This is a genomic window from Roseateles sp. L2-2 (genome assembly GCF_050613215.1).
In the GTDB taxonomy this organism is placed as follows: domain Bacteria; phylum Pseudomonadota; class Gammaproteobacteria; order Burkholderiales; family Burkholderiaceae_C; genus Roseateles; species Roseateles noduli.
In genome coordinates this window covers 237,256-257,609 of the sequence record NZ_CP192509.1, presented here as the reverse complement: position 1 = coordinate 257,609, position 20,354 = coordinate 237,256, and the positions used below count along the sequence as shown (strand labels likewise).

The window sequence follows — 20,354 nt, the reverse complement described above, 5'->3', positions numbered from 1 at the left end:
ACGGCCTGACCCCCGCGGCCGGCCTTGAACGAATCGCCAAACATCGGCGGCGAATTGACAGAACTCCGGACGGGTGCCGCACGGGATAACCGCGCCCTTGCTACACACAACGGGAGATTGGGAATGAAGTACAGCACGCGGCGACGCGCGGCCGGCCTGGGGCTGAGTCTGATGAGCCTGTCCGTGAGCCTGGCCTGGGCCGCGGCGCCGGACGCCGGCCAGCTGCTCAACGAGCAGCGCCGACTGACCCCGCCGACGCAGCGCGGCGACCTGGACAAGGCCCCGGGCGTCAACACGCCGCTGGGCGACGACCAGCAGGCCGGCCTGCGCGCCCGCGTGGACCGCATCCGCTTCACCGGCGCGGACGGCCTGATCCCGGAACCCGAGCTGCAGGCGCTGGTCGCCGACGCCAAGGGCCGCCAGCTGTCGCACAGCCAACTGCAGTCGCTGGCCGCCCGCGTCACCGCGGCGCTGCAGAAGCGCGGTTTCGTGCTCGCCCGCGCCTACCTGCCGCGGCAAGACCTGACCCAGGGCGAACTGGAGATCGCCGTCCTGTCGGGCCGGCTGCAGTCCGGCGTGAACCGCGTGCGCGTCACCGGCGCCGACGAGTCGCTGGCCCCGCGCCTGGGCGCGATCGCCGATGCGGCGCTGGCCTCCGGCCCGGTCCGCTACGAGCAGCTCGAACGCGCGCTGATGCTGATCAACGACGTGCCCGGCGTGCAGGCCCGCGCGACGCTGGAACGCGGCGACGAGCCCGGCACCAGCCGCCTCGAGGTCCGCGCCGACACCGGCCGCGCCTGGGCGGTCGACGCCTCGGTGGACGACTACAACAACCGCTACACCGGCCAGTGGCGCGTCGGCGCCGCGGCCTCGCTGATCCGCCCGCTCAACCGCGAGGACCTGCTGCAGGCCAGCGTGTCGCGCACGGACGGCAGCCGCCAGGCCGCCCTGGTCTACGGCTTCGCCGTCGGCGCCTCGGGCCTGCGCGCCCAGCTGGCGACGACCTGGCTGGACTATCGCGTCGGCGAGGAGCTCAAGCCACTGGACCTGCGCGGCACCGCGCGTACCGTCTCGGCCAGCCTGAGCTACCCGGTGCTGCGCGGCCGCGAGCGCAACCTCTGGGTCTCCGCCGAAGGCGAGCAGCGCACGCTGGTCGACGAGGCGCTCGGCCAGACGCTGCGCGACCGCCGCCTCAACCGCCTGACGGTCAACGTCTACGGCAACGCCTGGGACAACGTGCTGGGCGGCGCGCAGAACGACTTCGGCCTGGGCGTCACCAGCGGCACGGTCGCGCTGCGCGAGTCCGGCGACCAGATCGCCGACGCGCTGACCGCCCGCACCTCCGGCAGCTACGACAAGGCCACCTGGCGCCTCTCGCGCCTGCAGACCGCGCAGGCGCTGCCGGGCTGGGGGCTGTTCGTCGGCGGCTACGGCCAGCTGAGCGCGCGCAATCTGGACTCGTCGGAGAAGTTCCAGCTGGGCGGACCGTCGGGCGTGCGCGCCTATCCGGTCGGCGAGGCCAGCGGCGACAACGGCTGGATCGGTACCGCCGAACTGCGCCGCGAGCTGCGTCTCGGCAACGGCCTGGCCGCGCAGCTGATCGCCTTCGCGGACTACGGCCGCATCGAGCAGCACGAGCGCCCATGGACCGGCGCGCTGGCCGGACAGCCGAATGAATACGGACTGGGCGGCGCGGGCCTGGGCGCCAACCTGGCCGGCGAGCGCTGGACGCTGCGCGCGAGCTGGGCGCATGCGGTCGGCCGCAACGCCGGACGCACCGCGGCCGGTCGCGACGCCGACGGCCGCGACGACCGCCAGCGCTTCTGGCTGCAGGCCTCCTTCCACTATTGATCGACGCCGCAGCCCACCCTCAGCCCGCCGCCGAGCCCGCGCCCGCGCCCGGCTCCCGGCCCGCTGAGACGGCTGCTCCGACCGCACAGACCGCTTAGAGCAAAGAGAACACCATGGGATCGTTGAACCACAGCTATCGCCTCGTCTGGAACGAGCTTTGCGGCGCCTTCGTCGCCGTGCCTGAATTCGCCCGCGGACGCGGCAAGCGCACCGGCGGGACCGTGCGCCGCGCCATCGCCGCCGCCATCGCGGCGGCCGCCGCCGGCAGCTTCGCCGGACCCGCCGCCGCGCTCGATGCGGGGGCGCTGCCCACCGGCGGCCAGATCACCGCCGGCAACGCCTCGCTGACGCAGCAGGGCTCGCAGCTGCGCATCGACCAGACCTCCAACAAGCTGATCCTCAACTGGAACAGCTTCGACATCGGCAGCAACGCCTCGGTGCGCTTCAACCAGACCGGTGCCGACGCGGTGGCGCTGAACCGCGTCACCGGCGGCGCGCCCAGCCAGATCTTCGGCGACCTCTCCGCCAACGGTCAGGTCTGGCTGGTCAACAACAGCGGCGTGGTCTTCGGCAAGGGCGCGACGGTCAACGTCGGCGGCCTGGTCGCCAGCACGCTGAACGTCAGCGACGCCGACTTCCTCGGCGGCCGCGCGCGCTTCTCCGGCACCAGCACCGCGCAGGTCCGCAACGACGGCTCGATCCGCGCCGACGGCGTGGTGGCGCTGCTGGGCGCCTCGGTGGTCAACACCGGCACGATCAGCGCCGGCCAGGTCGCCATGGCGGCGGGCCAGCAGGTCGCGCTCGACTTCAACGGCGACGGCCTGCTGCAGGTGCGCGTCGATCAGGCGGCGCTGGACGCCGAGCTGTCACAGGAAGGCCTCGTGCAGGGCCGCCAGGTCGTCCTGAGCGCCCCCAGTGCGAGCGCACTGCGCGCCAGCGTCATCAACATGGACGGCGTGGTCGAGGCCAAGGGCCTGTCCGAACAAGGCGGCCGCATCATCCTCGACGGCGGCGACAACGGCCAGGTGAACGTCACCGGCCGACTGGACGCGAGCTCCGCGCAAGGCCTGGGCGGTGACGTGCGAGTCACCGGCGGCACGATCGCGCTGCGCGGCGCCACGGTCGACGCCAGCGGCGCCACCGGCGGCGGCCAGATCCACATCGGCGGCGGCTGGCAAGGCAAGGACGCGAGCCTCACGAACGCAGACAAGGTCAGCGTCGACGCGGCGACCACGCTGCGCGCCAATGCGACGGTGAACGGCAACGGCGGCGAGGTCGTGACCTGGTCGGACGGTCGTACCGATTTCGCCGGCCGCGTCGAATCGCGCGGCGGCGATCAGGGCGGCAACGGCGGCCGCATCGAAGTCTCCGGCAAGCAGGAGCTGGCGTACAGCGGCCGCGCCGACGCGCGCGCCGCCAAGGGCGCGACCGGCGACCTGCTGCTGGATCCTGCCTCGCTCACCATCAACGGCGGCGGCAGCGGCACCGACGTGCTGACGGGCTCGGTCGTCTACGAGAAGGACATCGAGGCGCAGCAGGCCAACGTGCTGCTGCAGGCCACGGGCGACATCCTGGTCAACGACCTGAACCTCAACGGGGGCGACGGCAAGATCACGATGCAGCCCAACGTCAGCCTGCGCATCGAGGCCGGCACCTCCAGCGGCACGCACCTCACGCCGCCGTCCAACCTGACCGACGGCGCGTTCACGAGCAACTTCGACCTGATGTTCGCCAACGCGAGCAACGTGCTGGAAGTGTCGGGCAGCGGCAGCCTGATGCTGGTGGCCGGTGCGACCGGCTCGGGCCGAGTGCTCAACGCGCCGACGATGATCGCGCGCGGCGCCGGCACCAATCCGTCCGGCGCGCTGCCGACCCACAATGTCTCCGTCCCCGGCAGCGGCACGCCGGGCGCGGGCTCGATCACCATCTACGGCGCCGACGGCGCGACGGTGGGCGGCTCGCTGACCACCAACGGCGGCTATGTCCGCATCTGGGCCGACTCCGACAACGGCGGCGCCGGCTTCTTCACGCTGAACGCCCCGGTGTCCACCAACGGCGGCAACCTCTACGTGTCGACCGGCAGCGGCGACGTGACGCTGAACTCCAGCATGGTGCTGGGTGCGGGCCGGATCTTCTTCCGCGCCGACGGCAGCTACACCAACGGCAACAAGATCCTGGCTGGCCTGCTCAGCGTGAACGGCGACGTCAACATCGACACGCCCTTCGTTTTCAAGGGCGGCGCGAGCATCTATACCGACAGCTCGATCAACTTCGGCAACGTCAACGTCAACATGGACACCGGCACCGGCGTCCTGACGCTGCGCGCCAACCGCATCGACTGGGGCACCTCGACGCTGCAGAACCTGAGCACCGCATCGCTGCGTCTGGAGCCCTACAACCCGGCCACCAACATGGTGCTCGGAGACGCGAACGGCTTCGCCTCCGCGACGACGCTGGCCAAGCTGCCCGGCATCAAGAACCTGACGATCGGCCGCGCCGACGGCACCGGCACGATCAGCGTGCCGGGCAACTTCAGCTTCAACGCCTCGGGCAGCTTCGAGATGGTGGACCGCACCATCGACGTCACCGCCGGCACGCTGAACAACACGACGGGCAACATCGTGCTCACCGGCGACAACGTCAACCTGTCGCAGAGCATCACCGCCAAGAACGGCACGGGCAAGGTCACGATCCGTCAGATGACGGTGGCCAACGAACTGCACCTGGGCGGCGGGCTGAGCAACGCGTCCATCGGCCAGGTCAACGCGGCGACGCTGGAAGTCGGCCGCAGCGACGGCGGCAACCTGGTCTTCGACAACGACATCACCACCAACGCCACCACGGTCAGCCTGAAGAGCGGCGGCCAGGTGATCGGCGTGAACGGCGGCGTGGCCGCGGCCAACGTGGCCGTGACCGCGGGCCAGGGCGCGACGCTGACCGACGACACTTTCAGCTTCACGAAGCTGGCGCTGGACGTCGGCGGCACCACCGTCGTGAACCCGGCCAGCGCCGCCGGCTTCACGCTGGGCACCGTCGACGGCGTGGCCGGCCTGACCACGCGCGGCGCGGCCGATGTGACGCTCAACAGCGGCACCGGCACGCTGGCGCTGGACGCGCCGATCAACTTCACCGGCGGCGCGGCGAAGCTCACGCTGCAGGCGCCGAGCTGGAGCAGCACGGCCAACCAGGTGACGACCAACGGCGCGCAGGCCACGGTGGTCTTCGACCGCACCGGCCCGGCCACCGGCATCACCGTCGGCGGCACGACCACGGCCGACCTGACCAACACGATGCTGGCGCGCTTCAACGGCGTGAACACGCTCCGCGTGGACGCGTCCGACCTCGACCTGGGCGTCGTGGGACCGGTCCAGCTGTCCCTGGGCAACCGCCTGGAGCTGCTGGGCGGCACCTTCGCCCAGGCCGGCGCGATCACGATGACCAACGGCGGCGTGCTCGTGCGCGCCGAGGCCGGCGGCATCAACGTCGCCAACAACATCAGCTCCAGCGGCACCGTCTCGCTCGACGACCGCAGCACGGTCGGTATCGGCAACCAGCAAGGCGTCCTCATCACCGCCGGCAAGCTGGCGCTGCGCAGCGGCGGCGACGCCAGCTTCAGCAGCGCGCAGCAGGTCGGCACGGTGGCGGCGGACGTGCATGCGCTGTCGATGTCCAACACCGGATCGCTGATCGTCGGCACCGCCGACGGCCTCCAGGGCGTCCAGGCCGACGGCACCGTCGCGCTGCGCGCCCAGGGCGCCGCCGCGGACCTGACGCTGCAGCAGCAGATCGTCGCTGGCAACGACGGCAGCGCGGCGACCCCGGTCGTCCTGCGCGCGGGTCGCAACTTCATCAACCAGGCGGGCGCCAGCGCGCTGCAGGCCGGCAACGGCGGCGCCTGGCAGGTGTACTCGACCTCGCCGCTGAGCGACACGCGCGGCGGTCTGGTCGCGTCCTTCAAGCAGTACGACACCAGCTACGGCAACACCGTCCAGGGCGCCGGCGACGGCTTCCTGTACACGGTGGCCCCGACGCTGACCGTCGGCCTGTCGGGCAGCGCCTCCAAGGTCTATGACGGCAACGTCGACGCGGCGACCGGCGGACTGGTGCTCGGTGCCACCGGCGGGATCGACGGCGACGTCGTGAATCTGGCCATCGGTTCCAGCGGCTCGGCCCACTACGACACCAAGAACGTCGGCTCCGGCAAGACGGTGACCGTCGACGGCGTCGTCATCGCCGGCGGCCAGAACGGCGGCACCGCCGTCTACGGCTACCGCCTGGTATCCGACAGCGCCAGCGCCGCCATCGGCCAGGTCACGCCGAAGACGGTCACCGTCGCCAACGGCGCGGTGCAGGACAAGGTCTACGACGGCAACACGACGGCGCAGCTCTCCGCCGGCGGCATCGCGGGTCTGGTCTCGGGCGACGACACGGCGCTGAGCGGTGCAGTCAGCTTCCTGGACAAGAACGCGGGCGTCGGCAAGGCGGTCAACGTGTCCGGTCTGGTCCTGACGGGCAACGATGCCGGCAACTACGTGCTGGACACCAGCGCGGGCGCGACGGCCTCGATCACCCCCAAGACGGTGGGCGTCGGCGCGATCCAGGTCAGCGGCAAGGTCTACGACGGCACGCGCGATGCGCAGGTCACCACCGGCGGCCTCACCGGCGCGGTCTCGGGCGATCAGCTCGACGTGACGGTCAGCGGCCAGTTCGACACGAAGAATGTCGGCAACGGCAAGGCGGTCGACGTGCAGCTCGCGCTGACCGGTGCGGACGCGGGCAACTACGTGTTGGCTTCCAGCTCGGCGCAAGGCTCGGCCTCGATCACGGCCAAGACCGTGGATGTCGTCGCGGTCCAGGTGAGCGGCAAGGTCTACGACGGCACGCGCAGCGCGCAGGTCACCACGGGCGGCGCTGTCGGCGTCATCGCGGGTGATGAGCTCGGCGTTTCGGCCACCGGCCAGTTCGACACGAAGAATGTCGGCACCGGCAAGGCGGTCGATGTGCAGTTCGCGCTGACGGGATCGGACGCGGGCAACTACGTGCTGAGCTCGAGCTCGGCGCAGGGCGCGGCCTCGATCACCGCCAAGACCGTTGACGTCGTCGCGATCCAGGTCGGCGGCAAGGTCTATGACGGCACGCGCGCCGCGCAGGTCACCACGGGCGGTGCTGTCGGCGTCATCGCGGGTGACGAGCTCGGCGTTGCGGCCAGCGGCCAGTTCGACACGAAGAATGTCGGCACCGGCAAGGCGGTCGACGTGCAGCTCGCACTGACCGGCGCGGACGCGGGCAACTACGTGCTGGCCTCCGGTTCGGCGCAAGGCTCGGCCTCGATCACGGCCAAGACCGTGGATGTGGGTGCGATCCAGGTCGGCGGCAAGGTCTATGACGGCACGCGCGCCGCGCAGGTCACCACGGGCGGCGCTGTCGGCGTCATCGCGGGCGACGAGCTCGGCGTTGCGGCCAGCGGCCAGTTCGACACGAAGAACGTCGGCACCGGCAAGGCGGTCGACGTGCAGCTCGCACTGACCGGATCGGACGCAGGGAACTACGTGCTGGCTTCCAGCTCGACGCAAGGCTCGGCCTCGATCACGGCCAAGACCGTGGATGTGGGTGCGATCCAGGTCGGCACCAAGGTCTACGACGGCACACGCACCGCGCAGGTCACGACCGGCGGCGCTGTTGGCGTCGTGGCGGGCGATCAGCTCGGCGTCGCGGCCAGCGGCCAGTTCGACAACAAGAACGCCGGCACCGGCAAGGCCGTCGACGTGCAGCTCGCGCTGACCGGCGCGGACGCGGGCAACTACGTGCTGAGCACCGGCTCCGCGCAATCCCGCGGTGACGTCACCGCCCGCACGATCCAGGCACCGACGGTGACCGTGGTCACCGGGGTCTTCAACAGCGACACCTCGGCCACGCTCGTCATCGGCTCGCCGCAAGGCATCGTGGCGGGCGATCAGGTGAGCGTCGGCGGCACCGGCCGCTTCGACACGCCCTTCGTCGGCAGCGACAAGCCGGTGAACGTGCAGTTGACGCTGACCGGCGCGGACGCGGCCAACTATCGTCTGGAAAACTCGTCGCCGGCCGTGACCGGCACGGTCAATCCGCAGATCGTGCCGGCCGCAATCGGCGCGCTGGTGATCCAGCCCGTCGCCGGCAACGCCACGCAGGACAGCGGCGGCAGCAAGACCTCGAACGTGCCGACCGGCAATGGCGGCACCGGCGGCGGACTCGGCAACAGCGTGGCCGTGGTCGCGGCAGGTCCGTCGGGCAATCCGGCGGGAACGATCGAGGTCGGCAACGGTGCCGGCGGTGGCAACGGTGGCAACGCCGGGAACGGCGCGGGCAACGGCAACGGCAACGGCAGTGTTGGCGGCAATGGCGCTGGCACGGGTTCCGGAAACGGCGCTGGCAGCACTGGCGGAGCCGGCAACGGCTCGGCCGGCACTGACGGTGGCACGAGCGGTTCCGGTCTGAACGGCGCCAACGGCAACAGCGCGGGCAACGGCAACGGCGCCACAGGCGGTGCGGGCAACGCCAACGGCGGCTCGGCGTCCGGCGATGGCGCGGGCGCGGGCCAGAACGCGAACGGCACCGGCGGCAACGTCGCCGTCGCCAATGTCGGCCTGGAGCAGATGCTGCGCGACAGCGGTCAGATCAGCCTGGCCGTCGATGCGCCGGCCTACGGCCAGCCGCTGCAGAGCCAGCTGCCGGTCTACACCGACAACGGCAGCGCGGCACCGACGCCGCTGGGCATGTTCCGCGTCGACGACCTGGGCGACAGCCTGGCGCTGAAGCCGGTGCAACAGCCGGTCCCGGCCGCGGATGCGTCGTCCGGCGGCGTGACACGCCAGTTGCGTGCGGTCGTGGCGCTCGGCGACGAGCGCTCGGCGACGCTGGACGTCGTCCTGATGGCCGACGGCACGTTGCGGGTGAATGCGCCCGCCGCTGCCAGCGACCTGGACGACGACCTCGTCACCACGCTCGCGCTGAGCGCGCTCAAGCAGCAGACCGGCGTCGCGCCCACCAGCGTGCGCGCCGTGATGCTGCGCCGCGGCAGTTGATCCGCTGAACGGCTGATCCGACCGATCCCCGCCCAGGGGATCCCACCACAACGCCGCGGCGCTTCCACGCCGCGGCGTTGCCGTTTCCGGCGCTCGCAGCCGACGGCGCGGTCGCCCCACCCCCAAAGCTTCGGGGATCGGCTCGCGCGCCGAAACGCCCTATGCTCGGCGCCTCCCCCGTCGAGGTCCCCGACGTCCATGTCCGCTCCCACCGGCCTGTCGCTCCGCGCCCGCCTCTACCTGGTGCTGGGTCTGGCGCTCGCGCTGGTCGCCGCGTCCGCGCTGCTGGGCTGGTGGCAGTCGCAGCGGCTCGCCGGCATCGCAAAGTCGCTGTACGAGGACCGCCTCGTCCCCGTCGACCTGCTGCGCGAACTCGAACACACGCTCGGCCCGCACCAGCTGGGCGCCCTGCTGATCACGCAGGCGCAGCAGCCCGACGCGGTCAAGCTCGACGGCGCCGGTCGTCGGCTCGCCGACACGACCCGGCAGCTCTGGACCCGCTACCTCGCCACCCACATGTCGGCGGCCGAGCAGGGTCTGATCGTCCGCACCCAGCCGCTGCTCGACCAGCTCTGGACCGCCCTCGACGCCAACCAGCCGCCCACGCCCGACACGCTGCGCGAGCTCAACCAGCGGCGCCTGGCGACGATGCGGATGCTGGACGAGCTGATCGCGTTCCAGCTCAGCCAGGCCCGCGTGGACACCGAGCGGGCCCAGCAGACCGCCACCGAGGCCGCGCATCTCGGCCTGCTGCTGGTGCTGCTGACGGGCGGCCTGTGCAGCGTCGTCGTGTGCACGGTGTGGACCCGCTACGACGATGAACGGCGCCTCAGCCAGGATTCGCGCGAGCGGCTGCAACGGCTTTACGTCGCGCTGTCGCAGACCAACCAGCTGATCGTGCGTCGCGAGGCCGAGGCCTTCGACGACCCGCGCGCCGAGCAGCGCCTGTTCGAAGGCCTGTGCCGCATCTGCGTCGAGACCGGCCACGCCCGCTTCGCGGCCGTGGTGTTGACCGACGGCGAGCACTTCGAGCGCGTCGCGGAGCACGGTCCCGCCGACCGCCTGATGCCCGGCGCGCCCAAGCAGTGGTCCCGCGACGCGCCCTTCGCGCGCAGCTCGATGGCAACGCGCGCGATCCTCGAAGGCACCCACCAGGTCAGCAACCACGCGCTCGAGGATCCGACCCTCGCCACGACCGGCGCGCCGATGATCCCGCCCGGCGTCGAGTCGATGGCGGCCTTCCCGCTGCGCCGCGGGGGCGAGGTGGTGGGCGCGATCAGCCTGCTCGCGGGCGAGCGCGGTTACTTCGATCCCCAGGTGCTCGGGCTGATGGACGAGATGGCCGGCGACCTGTCTTTCGCGCTCGACCACCTGCGGCGCGAGCGCGACCAGGCGCGGGAACTCGACGGCCTGCGCGACGCGCTGCGTCGGCAGGAGTCGGGTCTGGTCGAGACGACGCCGGCGGCGTTCCGGCTCCCGACGACTGCGGCAGAATCGCCGGATGCAACTGATCAGTCTGAACACGGCCCGCGCTGAACCGCTGCTCATCGACAGGCGCCCGGTGATGACGGGCATCCGCAAGCGGCCGGTGGAAGGCGCGGTGGAGGTGCGGCCGCTCGGCCTGGAAGGCGATGAGCAGGCCGATCCCAGCGTCCACGGCGGCCTGTCCAAGGCGGTCTACGCCTACCCGTCCGAGCATTACGCGTTCTGGCGCACGGTGCGTGCGCAGGCGCATGCGGCTGGCTGGGACGATCCGCTGCCGTGGGGGTCCGTGGGCGAGAACCTGAGTCTCTCCGGCCTCGCCGAAGGCGACGCCTGGATCGGCGACGTGCTGGTGTTCCCGGACTGCGAGCTCGCCGTGAGCGAGCCGCGTTATCCGTGCTTCAAGTTCAACGCGGTGATGGGCTTCAACAAGGCCGCGAAGATGATGACGCAGAGCGGCTGGTGCGGCTTCTACCTGGCGGTTCGCCAGCCCGGCACGATCACGGCGGGACAGTCCTTCACCGTCCGCCCCGGCCCGCGCGAAGTCTCCATCGCGGAGATCTTCCGGGCCAAGACGCAGCGCTGACCGCTTCTACCCCTCGCGCGGTTGGGCGAGCGCGCTCACCACTTCTTGCTCCCTCTCCCGCTTGCGGGAGAGGGTTGGGGTGAGGGCCAGCGGCCGTGGCAGTACCGAGGCCCTCAGTCCGCCAGTGCCGGGTAGTCCGTGTAGCCCTCAGCGCCACCGCCGTACATCGTCGCCGAGTGCGCCTTCTGCAGCGGCGCATTGAGCTTCAGTCGACGCACCAGGTCCGGGTTCGAGATGAAGCTGCGACCGAACGCCACCGCGTCGGCGTGCCCCTTGGCGACGGCATCGATCGCCATCTCGCGGGTGTAGCCGTTGTTGGCGATGTACACGCCCTTGAAGCGCTCGCGCAGCGCGTCGTAATCGAACGGCGCCACATCGCGCGGACCGCCGGTGTGTCCTTCGATGACATGCAGGAAGGCCAGCTTCATCGGCGACAGCTGTTCCACGACGTAGTTGAAGAGCTTCTGCGCATCGCTGTCCTGCCCCGCGTCGTTGACCGGCGTGACCGGGGACAGGCGCAGGCCGGTGCGGTCGGCGCCGATCGCGCCGGCGATGGCCGTCATCACTTCGAGCAGCAGGCGTGCGCGGTTCTCAATCGAACCGCCGTAGGCGTCGGTCCGGTCGTTGATGCTGTCGCGCAGGAACTGGTCCAGCAGATAGCCGTTGGCGCCATGCACTTCGACGGCGTCGAAGCCCGCGGCCATCGCCGCTTTCGCCGCATGGACGTAGGACTCGATCACACCGGGCAGCTCGTCGAGCTTCAGCGCGCGCGGCGCGGCGACGTCGACGAAGCCGTCCTTGGTGAATGTCTTGCTGTTGGCCTGGCGGTCCGTCGCCGACAGCGGCTTGGCGCCGCCGGGCTGGAAGTCCGCGTGGGAGATGCGACCCACGTGCCACAGCTGCACGGCGATCTTGCCGCCGGCCTGGTGGACGGCGTCGGTCACCTGCTTCCAGGCGGCGATCTGTTCCGGCGAATGGATCCCGGGCGTGTCGAGGTAGCCCTGACCCTGCTGCGTGATCTGGGCGCCCTCGCTGATGATCAGTCCGGCGCTGGCACGCTGGCGGTAGTACTCGACCGCCAGCGGTCCCGGCACCAGGCCGACGGAGCGGTTGCGGGTGAGCGGCGCCATGACGACGCGGTTGGCCAGCGAGACGGCGCCGACTTGCAAGGGATCGAAGAGACTGGGCATGAGGGTGTCGAGGATTCAGTGAAGGTGGACAGCGTCCGGTAGGGGTGCCGGACCACGATGGCACGCAGCTTAGCGAGCGAATCCGGCCTCCGCAGCGCCTAGGCGACAGCCCGGACGCCGGCTGGGGCCTTGCGCCGCCTTCACGGCCGGCCCGTAACGCTTGGCTACACTCGCCCGGCTGCCTGGGGACGCCGTCCCCGCCTTCTGCGCGGCGTCCCCTCCTCCACCGTCCCGACTCGGGAGCTTGTCGATGCCCTCTGGTTCCTCGCGCTCTCCGCTCTCCCTGCCCGCCTCGCTTGAATCCGGACTCCGTGAGCCGCGGACCGACATCGGTCGCCGCCGCCTGCTGCAGGCCGGCGCCGCAGTGGCGCTGCCGCCCTGGCTGTTGCCGGTCCAGGCCCAGCGAGGCGGCGCGTCGGGCGCCGTGATGCACGTCGGGCCGGACCATCCGGTGAAGACGCTGGCGGCAGCCGCTTCGCAGGCGAAGCCCGGCATGACGATCGAAGTGCAGGCCGGCGACTACACCGGCGATGTCGCCGTCTGGCCGCAGGACGACCTGACGCTGCGCGCCGTCGGTGGCCGCGCGCGGATGCTGGCCAAGGGCGCGCACGCGCAGGGCAAGGGCATCTTCGTCACGACCGGCAAGCGGATGACGATCGAGGGCTTCGACTTCGTCGGCGCGCGCGTGCCGGACCGCAACGGCGCGGGCATCCGGTTGGAGCGCGGTTCGCTGACCCTGCGCGACTGCCTTTTCCAGGACAACGAGAACGGCCTGCTGGCGGGCAACGACGGCAGCATCGAGCTGCGCATCGACGGCTGCGACTTCGGTGCGATCGCACCCGGCGAAGGGCGCACCCACAACTGCTATGTCGGCGCGATCGGCAAGCTGTCGGTGGTGGCGAGCTACTTCCACCACGGCGCATCCGGCCACCTGCTGAAGTCGCGGGCGGCGGTGAACCACATCTTCTACAACCGCCTGACCGACGAGACCGGTCGCGCGAGTTTCGAGCTCGAGTTCCCCAACGGCGGCGTGGCGCTGGTGATGGGCAACGTGATCCAGCAGAGCCCGTCGAGCGAGAACTACCACCTGATCGCCTACGGCAGCGAGGGGCTCTCCAACCGCCGCAACGAGCTGCACCTGATCAACAACACGCTGGTCGATCGGCGCCAGGCCGGCGGCGTGTACCTGCGCATGGCGCAACAGGCGCAGAAGCTGCGGCTGATCAACAACCTGCTGTGCGGCAAGCACGAGCTGCCGGCGGGTCCGGACCGCGAGCAGCACCACAACTACTTCGTCGAGCTGGACAGCTTCGTCGATGCCGACCGCTACGACTTCCGTCTGCGACCGGAATCGCCGCTGATCGGCCGCGCAGTGGACGCGGGCGCCGTCGACGGACAGGCGCTCAAGCCGGCGATGCAGTACCAGCATCCGTGCGGGCTCAAGGACGTGCCGGCGGGGACGGCGTATTCGCCGGGGGCGTTTCAGGTTTGAAGCGCCTGTGCTTTCATCTCCCGCTCCGCTGCCAACGTGAGGAGGCCCACCACATCGATGTGCTGGATGCTTGCAATGATCCGATCGTCGAGGGCCCGCATCATGCGCACTTCCCTTCGAGCCCGCTCCAGAGTCAATGAACGTACTTGCGCGCACGGCCCGGACGGCCTGGCCTGATCGGCAGCTTCATCGCGGTCGCGAAGATCAAGAGGCATTTGATGTGGTGTCTTCATGGTCATGATTTCCTGGCGGTTGATCAGTGGGCATGTCGACATCGACAACGCTGCGGCGTCGCAGCGACTCGATGACCAAGCTCTCCAAAGCGGGAAGTGCCTCAAGGCTCCTGCGTGCTCGTGGTCCTGCCGACTTTGGCGCAACGGTCACGAGCTGCCCCCCCTTCTTCCTTGAGCCGGGATTCACGCGGAACAGATGGAGGTATCGGGTCGGCGCTACGCCATCGAAAGGAATGAAGCGGACCTTGTCCACCGCCTGCTCGTCTTCCGTAACCGCGTCGCCATGCAAGTGCGTGGCGAGGCTCTTCCTGTACGGCTCGATGAAGTAGACCTCCTTGACGCCCGCTGCCACGATGTGCCGCGCACAGGCGTGGCAGGGATAGGTCGTGACGAACAACTTCCCGCCCCGCACGCGGTCTCCTCCGTGCCTCAAGGCACCCAGGAGCGCATGCATCTCTGCGTGGATCGCCCTGGAGAACTCGAGAAGGCTCCTCAACTTCTGGTGCTTGAAGACAACCTCCGCCGCCGCGGCGCGCTGATCCCGTTCGATGAACGGGGTGAGGGCCTCCAGAAGCTGCGTGGACAGAACATCCTTCTCTTCGTCGTTGTGGCACTTCGCACCGTGCGTCCAGCAGCGCCTGTCGCTGAGCCCGTGCGGATCACCGGCCAGATCCGTCATGTAGAGGCCTCCGAACGCCTTGGGGACGTCGTTCCAGCCGACGGCAAGCACGTCGCCATCGGCGTCCGTCACGGCCGCGCCCACCTGGCGGGACAAACAGGCCGAGCGCGTCGCGGCCGCTGAGGCCGCATGCATGGCAGCCTCGGCTCGGGTTGGCGTGACCACGCGCGTGCCGAGAATGAGATGGAGAAACCGCTCGATGTGATGTCGGATCTGCACCGACGTATCGGTGTCGACACGCAGGAAGAAATCGCACTGGGGGAACGTGCCATCGACGCTCTGACCGCCGGCGAGTTCTTTTCCTGATTCCCGATCCATCAATTCTGAGATGTCAGCGTCATCAAGACCTTCAAGCCGAAGCGCCGTGTCGCGATACGGAAGCGGTGAATACACCCCCACCACGTAGAGCACTTCTCGATAGACCGTCCTCAACAAGTCGAGTTCCTGCTGATTCTTGATGGAGTCGATCAGATGACAGACGCGCCGAGGCACGAAGGTTTGAGACAGGGCGCTACGGCCGTTCAGATCCCGGCTTTGCCGGATCTGCCGGACCGCAAGTTCCGCAAGGACCGCACCTCCGAAACGCTGCCGCATCTCGTCGCCCACACGGTTCACGATCTTGAGACGCAGAACCGGGTCCGCCGGCAGGTCGATGTCGGCCACGAGGGCGTGGTGCTTGATGTGATCGCTCAGTCGGATGAGCTCCGTTGCATACCCGAAGGTCGACTGAAGCACCTCGGCGATCGTCTCCGCCACACCGCGGAGCGGTGTCCCGATGGGGCCACAAAGGGCGATGACCAACTCCTCGGTTTGTGTCGCCGCGATCAACGACGCGGAGGAGTGATCAGCGAGCATTCGATGGCGAGCGTTCTCGCCGGGTACGGGGTGGGCGTTCAACTTCTGGCTCATTCGGATCTCCATCAACAGATCGAAATCCTGCGCCCGTTCCGGAGGGTCGAATTTCACCCGACCGCGATGCCGTCGCGGATCCGCGACGGGCCCTCCTGCACATTCATGGGTCCGTTGAAGACCCGATGCCTTGGATTTGCTACCCCCATCGGGGGAACGATGGCCGGGGGCGCGCTACAGTCCTGCCCATGCTCGCTTACCGACACGCCTTCCACGCCGGCAATCACGCCGACGTGCTCAAACACCTGGTATTGGCCGAGGTCCTCCGCTACATGGCGGAAAAGGACAAGCCCTACACCCTGGTGGACACCCATGCCGGCGCCGGCGGCTACGCCCTGGACGGCCGCTACGCCCAGAAGAACGCCGAGCATGCCGGCGGCATCGCCGCCCTCTACGCGCGCAAGGACCTGCCCGAACCGCTGCAGCAGTATGTGCAGCTGGTGCACGACTTCAACCCCGGCAAGAAGCTGGAGCAGTACCCCGGCTCGCCCGCCATCGCGCGCATGCTGATGCGCTTCGACGACCGTCTGCGCTGCTACGAGCTGCACGGCACCGATCACCGCATCCTCGCCAGCTACCTGGAGGACCGCGCCAACACGCAGGTCCTGCAGCAGGACGGCTTCGCGTCGCTGAAGGCGGAACTGCCGCCGCCGTCGCGCCGCGGCGTCGTTCTGATGGACCCGTCCTACGAGATCAAGGCCGACTACGGCAAGGTCGTCGCCGCGCTGCGCGAGGGCCTGCAGCGCTTCGCCGACGGCACGATCGCGATCTGGTATCCGCAGCTGCAGACCGTCGAGTCCGCGCAGCTGGTGCAGCGCCTGAAGTCCGCTTGCGAACCTGTCGCCAAGAAGGGCTGGCTGCACGTGCGCCTGACCGTCACGCAGGCCGACGAGCGCGGCTTCGGCATGATGGGCAGCGGCATGTTCGTCGTGAATCCGCCGTTCGTGCTGCACGACAAACTGGCCGAATGCCTGCCCACCCTCGTGGACACGCTCGGCCAGTACGACGACGCCAATTACCTGCTGGAGCAGCAGAGCGCCTGATCAGTGCCCGACGGTGAAGCGCCGGCGGATGTGCTGCGGGCGTTCCAGTTCGTCGACGATGGCGACCGCCAGGTCGGCTGTCGAGATATGGGCCGGTCCATTGGCGTCCATCACCGGCGTGTCCAGGCTGACGCGATAGCTGCCGCGGCGTTCGCCCGGCTCCAGATGCGGCGCGGGCGACAGGAAGGTCCAGTCGAGCGACGATTCCAGGCGGATCAGGTTCAGCGCTTCGCGCGCGGCCAGCGCGCCCTGCTTCCACTGGTCCGGGAACTCCGGCAGGTCGACGATCTGCACGCCCGGCGCCGCGTACAGGCTGCCGGCGCCGCCGACCACCAGCAGGCGCTTCACGCCGGCACGCTTCACGCCGTCGTAGATCGCGCGGGTGCCTTCCAGGAACTCGGTGTGGATGTCCGCCACCGACCAGCCCGGGTTGTAGGCGCTGACGACCGCGTCGACGCCTTCCACCGCGGCCGCGACCTGGTCCGCCTGCTTCGCGTCCGCCTTCACCACGGTGAGGCCGGCACGGGCGTCCAGCTTGGCCGGGTCGCGCGCCAGGGCGACGACCTCGTGACCGCGGGACAGCAGTTCCTTCAGCACTTCCTTGCCGACAAAGCCGGTCGGTCCGATCAGGGCGACTTTCATGAGAATTCCTTTCGAGGGGGTTCCGGGGAGGCCCGGGGAGGCCAGGGTTTTCGGGACAGCGACGGGATGTCGCGATGAAGTGGACTTTAGAAACTTCACAATCTCCGCAGAAGTCCTCAGAATCCGACTCCATTCTTTAGACGATCTACACAATCCCCCGATGCTGGACCAACTCCGCCGCATGGCCGTGCTGGCGACCGTCGTCGAACAGGGCAGCCTGGTCGCGGCGGCGCGGCAGCTGCAGACGACGACCTCCGCCGTCAGCCAGCAGCTGCGCGCACTGGAGCGCGACATGGGCGTGACGCTGCTGCACCGCTCGACGCGCCGCATCGGCCTCACGCCCGCCGGCGAGCGCTTCGTGCAGGGCTGCCAGGCGATGCTGGCCGCCGCACGCGACGCGCAGACCCAGCTGCATCACCTGCGCGACGCGCCCGAAGGCGAGCTGCGCATCAGCGCACCCGTCGGCGCGGCGCGGCAGATCGGTCCGGCACTGGCGCCGCTGCTGGCAGCGAATCCAGGGATGAGCCTGCATCTGGAGGTCGACGACGGCTTCACCGACCTCGTCGCCAAGCGCATCGACCTGGCCGTTCGCTTCGGCCGGCTGCCCGACAGCAGCTGGGTCGCGCAGCGCATCGGTCAGCGGACGGTCGGCCTCTACGCCGCACCCGCCTATCTGGCACGACGCGGCGTCCCCACGTCGATGTCGGACCTGACCCGGCACGACTGGGTGTTCCTGCGCTCGGACACCGGCGCGATCCGGAACCTCTCACTGGTCGGCCCCGACGGCCGCGAGGAAGTGCTGCGGGTCAATCCGCGCGCGAGCAGCAACAACCAGCTCAGCCTGCAGCAGTTCTGCGAGGCCGGCGTCGGGCTGGCGTTCCTCAGCGCGGAGGACGTCGAGGAATCGCAGACGCAAGGCCGCCTGCTGCCGCTGCTGCCGGGCTGGTCGCTGCCGATGCTGCCGGTCTACGTGATGACGCCGCAGCGCGATGCGCAACCGGCGAAGGTCCGCCATGCCATCGACGCGCTCACCCAGGCGTTCGCCGGCGCGGCATCATCGACGTCATCGACCACGGCGGCGTCCGCTGCATAGTCGGCCAGGACCCGCCAGGAGCGCGCCGATGCCCGATGACCATTGGATCCAGCTGCGACGCGATCCGCGCACCGGCATCGAGACCGTGCGGGCGCACTTCACCGGTCACGCCTACGACCCGCACGGCCACGACGAGCTGCTGATCGGCATCACGCAGCAGGGCGTGCAGCGCTTCCGCTGCCAGCGCGCGCTGCACACGAGCACGCCCGGCCGCGCGATCCTGATCGAGCCGGGCGCGGTCCACGACGGCCACGCGCCGGAGGAAGCCGGCTTCACCTACGCGATGCTCTACCTGCCGCAGGACTGGACGACCCGCCTGCTGGCGCAGCACGGGCTCGGCAATCTGTCGGCGATCCAGCCCGCGTTCCGCGACACGCTGGCGGAGGATCCCCGGCTCTTCGCGGCGATCGAGTCGGCCTTCGACGCCCTTCACACAGGCGAAGCACGACTGGGCTGCGACCAGCACCTGGACCGCCTGATCGGGCTGCTCGCCCGGCATGTCGCCGTCTCGGACGCACCGATCCGCGGCGACTCCTCCAGGCTCGCAGAGCGCGCCCGCGAATTCCTGCATGACCGCATGGCCTGGGACGTCGGTCTCGACGACCTGGTCGCGCACACCGGCATGGACCGCTTCCGGTTGACGCGCCAGTTCAAGCAGTCCTTCGGCCAGTCGCCGCACGCCTACCTCGTGAGCCTGAGGCTGCGCGCGGCGCGGGCGCTGCTGGCGCGCGGCCATCGGCCGTCCGAGGTCGCGACCGAGGTCGGCTTCTCCGACCAGAGTCACCTGGGACGCTGGTTCCAGCGCGCCTACCGCCTCACGCCGGCCGACTACCGGCGCCGCTGCACAAACCTTCTAGACCGCGATGCGGGCCCGCCGTGACGATGCGGGCTTCGCAGTTGAAGCACGCCGTGCGACGCCCATGTTTGATACGAAAGTGGCCCTCATCGTCCGGAACGACCTCGCGACCTGGCAACGGCTGAACGTGACCGCGTTCCTCGCGACGGGCGTGGCGGCCTCGGCCCCGGAAGCGATCGGGGAACCCTACGTCGACGCCCTCGGCCGCCAGTACGCCGCCATGCTGGGCCAGCCGATGATGGTCTTCGAGGCGGACCTCGCCGGCCTGCAGGCCGCGCACCGCAAGGGCATGGAGCACAACCTGACCCTCGTGCCCTACGTGCACGCGATGTTCTCGACCGGCCACGACGAGGCCAACCGCAACGCCTTCCTCGCCGAGGACGCCGACCGGCTCGACCTCGTCGGGCTGGCGCTGCGCGGGCCGAAGAAGGCCGTCGACAAGGCGGTCAAGGGCCTCTCGCTGCACCGCTGACTGCGCGGCAGACTGCGCCGCACACGGCCTCTCGGTTGTCCGCATGGCGCCGTCACGGCGCGCCGGTACATTCGCCGCATGCCGTTGAGTCAAGCCGCCTGGGCCCGCATCGTCCCGTTCGCCCTCTTCATGCTGCTGCTGGCGCTGCGGGGCGCCTTGCCCGAGCAGAACGCCCTGGGCCTCGATCCGCGCTGGATCTACGCGCTGAACCTGGTGGTGGTCGGCGGCGCGCTGGCGTGGTTCTGGCGCGGCTACGGCGAGTTCGACCGGCAGAACCGCCCCAGCCTGCGCGAGGCCGGCCTGAGCATCGCCGTCGGGCTGATCGTCTTCGGCCTGTGGATCCATCTCGACGCGCCGTGGATGCAGCTCGGCGAGGCGACCGCCGCCTTCGTGCCGATGACGGCGGACGGCCGTGTCGACTGGCCGCTGATCGCGATCCGCTGGCTGGGCGCGGCGCTGATCGTGCCGGTGATGGAAGAGCTGTTCTGGCGCAGCTTCCTGATGCGCTGGATCGCCAGCCCGCAGTTCGAGACGGTCGATCCGCGCGCGGCCGGCCTGCGCGCGCTGGTGCTGTCGACCTTCGTCTTCATGCTCGCGCACACGCTGTGGCTCGCGGCGATCGTGGCCGGCGCGGCCTACGCGTGGCTCTACATCCGCACCGGCAAGCTGTGGTGCGCCGTCATCGCGCACGCGGTGACGAACGGCGTGCTCGGGATCTGGGTGGTCTGGAGCGGGCGGTGGGAGTTCTGGTGAGCGGCCGCCCCC

14 protein-coding genes are annotated in these 20,354 nt (G+C 69.9%); 10 read left to right on the top strand and 4 right to left on the bottom strand.

What is annotated here, in order from left to right; all coding sequences use genetic code 11:
- Positions 1-123: 123 nt before the first annotated feature.
- The 4 genes from ACQZ13_RS01210 to ACQZ13_RS01195 all read left to right on the top strand — a co-directional run bounded on the left by ACQZ13_RS01210 (position 124) and on the right by ACQZ13_RS01195 (position 10,980).
- Complete coding sequence (locus ACQZ13_RS01210; RefSeq protein WP_431049472.1) at positions 124-1,851, top strand: ShlB/FhaC/HecB family hemolysin secretion/activation protein; 1,728 nt, start codon at positions 124-126, stop codon at positions 1,849-1,851.
- 113 nt (positions 1,852-1,964) lie between these two features.
- Complete coding sequence (locus tag ACQZ13_RS01205; protein ID WP_431049471.1) at positions 1,965-8,912, top strand: YDG domain-containing protein; 6,948 nt, start codon at positions 1,965-1,967, stop codon at positions 8,910-8,912.
- Positions 8,913-9,110: 198 nt separating this feature from the next.
- Positions 9,111-10,448, top strand: coding sequence for a GAF domain-containing protein (locus tag ACQZ13_RS01200; RefSeq protein ID WP_431049470.1), 1,338 nt, complete (start codon positions 9,111-9,113; stop codon positions 10,446-10,448).
- Positions 10,414-10,980, top strand: coding sequence for an MOSC domain-containing protein (locus ACQZ13_RS01195; RefSeq protein WP_431049469.1), 567 nt, complete (start codon positions 10,414-10,416; stop codon positions 10,978-10,980). Before ACQZ13_RS01200 ends, ACQZ13_RS01195 begins: the two co-directional genes overlap by 35 nt.
- 113 nt (positions 10,981-11,093) lie before the next feature.
- On the opposite strand, the gene ACQZ13_RS01190 is transcribed toward ACQZ13_RS01195, so the two are convergent.
- Positions 11,094-12,170 carry an alkene reductase gene (locus ACQZ13_RS01190; protein ID WP_431049468.1) on the bottom strand — a complete coding sequence of 359 codons (1,077 nt, stop codon included), beginning with the start codon at positions 12,168-12,170 and terminating at the stop codon, positions 11,094-11,096.
- Between the two features lie 250 nt (positions 12,171-12,420).
- Between ACQZ13_RS01190 and ACQZ13_RS01185 the strand changes: the two genes are divergently transcribed.
- Positions 12,421-13,662, top strand: coding sequence for a hypothetical protein (locus ACQZ13_RS01185; RefSeq protein ID WP_431049467.1), 1,242 nt, complete (start codon positions 12,421-12,423; stop codon positions 13,660-13,662).
- Here the strand turns inward: ACQZ13_RS01185 and ACQZ13_RS01180 are convergent.
- Together ACQZ13_RS01180 and ACQZ13_RS01175 are read right to left on the bottom strand one after the other, a co-directional pair.
- Entirely contained in the window at positions 13,653-13,895 is a 243-nt protein-coding gene (locus tag ACQZ13_RS01180) for a hypothetical protein (protein WP_431049466.1), read from the bottom strand. The genes ACQZ13_RS01185 and ACQZ13_RS01180 overlap by 10 nt on opposite strands.
- The gene (locus ACQZ13_RS01175; RefSeq protein WP_431049465.1) at positions 13,867-15,483 is read right to left on the bottom strand and encodes an anti-phage dCTP deaminase; all 1,617 of its coding nucleotides are present in this window, start codon (positions 15,481-15,483) and stop codon (positions 13,867-13,869) included. Before ACQZ13_RS01175 ends, ACQZ13_RS01180 begins: the two co-directional genes overlap by 29 nt.
- A 188-nt stretch (positions 15,484-15,671) precedes the next feature.
- On the opposite strand from ACQZ13_RS01175, the gene ACQZ13_RS01170 reads away from it, so the two are divergent.
- Positions 15,672-16,526, top strand: a complete 855-nt coding sequence (locus tag ACQZ13_RS01170; RefSeq protein ID WP_431049464.1) for a 23S rRNA (adenine(2030)-N(6))-methyltransferase RlmJ — start codon at positions 15,672-15,674, stop codon at positions 16,524-16,526.
- Here the strand turns inward: ACQZ13_RS01170 and ACQZ13_RS01165 are convergent, their stop codons facing one another.
- Positions 16,527-17,168 (bottom strand): NAD(P)-dependent oxidoreductase, encoded by a 642-nt coding sequence (locus ACQZ13_RS01165; protein ID WP_431049463.1) that lies wholly within the window; start codon positions 17,166-17,168, stop codon positions 16,527-16,529.
- 160 nt (positions 17,169-17,328) lie between these two features.
- Between ACQZ13_RS01165 and ACQZ13_RS01160 the strand changes: the two genes are divergently transcribed.
- The 4 genes from ACQZ13_RS01160 to ACQZ13_RS01145 all read left to right on the top strand — a co-directional run bounded on the left by ACQZ13_RS01160 (position 17,329) and on the right by ACQZ13_RS01145 (position 20,342).
- The gene (locus ACQZ13_RS01160; RefSeq protein ID WP_431049461.1) at positions 17,329-18,261 is read left to right on the top strand and encodes a LysR family transcriptional regulator; all 933 of its coding nucleotides are present in this window, start codon (positions 17,329-17,331) and stop codon (positions 18,259-18,261) included.
- A 28-nt stretch (positions 18,262-18,289) separates the two neighbouring features.
- Positions 18,290-19,141, top strand: a complete 852-nt coding sequence (locus ACQZ13_RS01155) for an AraC family ligand binding domain-containing protein (RefSeq protein WP_431049459.1) — start codon at positions 18,290-18,292, stop codon at positions 19,139-19,141.
- Positions 19,142-19,181: 40 nt separating this feature from the next.
- Positions 19,182-19,589 (top strand): DUF2000 family protein, encoded by a 408-nt coding sequence (locus tag ACQZ13_RS01150; protein ID WP_431049458.1) that lies wholly within the window; start codon positions 19,182-19,184, stop codon positions 19,587-19,589.
- 78 nt (positions 19,590-19,667) lie between these two features.
- The gene (locus ACQZ13_RS01145; protein WP_431049457.1) at positions 19,668-20,342 is read left to right on the top strand and encodes a CAAX prenyl protease-related protein; all 675 of its coding nucleotides are present in this window, start codon (positions 19,668-19,670) and stop codon (positions 20,340-20,342) included.
- Positions 20,343-20,354: the final 12 nt, after the last annotated feature.

What these genes read in the sequence shown, in the direction of transcription:
- ACQZ13_RS01165 (WP_431049463.1), bottom strand. Translation starts at nt 17,168, where the DNA reads ATGAAAGTCGCCCTGATCGGACCGACCGGCTTTGTCGGCAAGGAAGTG.
- ACQZ13_RS01205 (WP_431049471.1), top strand. Translation starts at nt 1,965, where the DNA reads ATGGGATCGTTGAACCACAGCTATCGCCTCGTCTGGAACGAGCTTTGC.
- ACQZ13_RS01155 (WP_431049459.1), top strand. Translation starts at nt 18,290, where the DNA reads ATGCCCGATGACCATTGGATCCAGCTGCGACGCGATCCGCGCACCGGC.
- ACQZ13_RS01145 (WP_431049457.1), top strand. Translation starts at nt 19,668, where the DNA reads ATGCCGTTGAGTCAAGCCGCCTGGGCCCGCATCGTCCCGTTCGCCCTC.
- ACQZ13_RS01175 (WP_431049465.1), bottom strand. Translation starts at nt 15,483, where the DNA reads ATGAGCCAGAAGTTGAACGCCCACCCCGTACCCGGCGAGAACGCTCGC.
- ACQZ13_RS01190 (WP_431049468.1), bottom strand. Translation starts at nt 12,170, where the DNA reads ATGCCCAGTCTCTTCGATCCCTTGCAAGTCGGCGCCGTCTCGCTGGCC.
- ACQZ13_RS01200 (WP_431049470.1), top strand. Translation starts at nt 9,111, where the DNA reads ATGTCCGCTCCCACCGGCCTGTCGCTCCGCGCCCGCCTCTACCTGGTG.
- ACQZ13_RS01195 (WP_431049469.1), top strand. Translation starts at nt 10,414, where the DNA reads ATGCAACTGATCAGTCTGAACACGGCCCGCGCTGAACCGCTGCTCATC.
- ACQZ13_RS01210 (WP_431049472.1), top strand. Translation starts at nt 124, where the DNA reads ATGAAGTACAGCACGCGGCGACGCGCGGCCGGCCTGGGGCTGAGTCTG.
- ACQZ13_RS01170 (WP_431049464.1), top strand. Translation starts at nt 15,672, where the DNA reads ATGCTCGCTTACCGACACGCCTTCCACGCCGGCAATCACGCCGACGTG.
- ACQZ13_RS01150 (WP_431049458.1), top strand. Translation starts at nt 19,182, where the DNA reads ATGTTTGATACGAAAGTGGCCCTCATCGTCCGGAACGACCTCGCGACC.
- ACQZ13_RS01185 (WP_431049467.1), top strand. Translation starts at nt 12,421, where the DNA reads ATGCCCTCTGGTTCCTCGCGCTCTCCGCTCTCCCTGCCCGCCTCGCTT.
- ACQZ13_RS01160 (WP_431049461.1), top strand. Translation starts at nt 17,329, where the DNA reads ATGCTGGACCAACTCCGCCGCATGGCCGTGCTGGCGACCGTCGTCGAA.
- ACQZ13_RS01180 (WP_431049466.1), bottom strand. Translation starts at nt 13,895, where the DNA reads ATGAAGACACCACATCAAATGCCTCTTGATCTTCGCGACCGCGATGAA.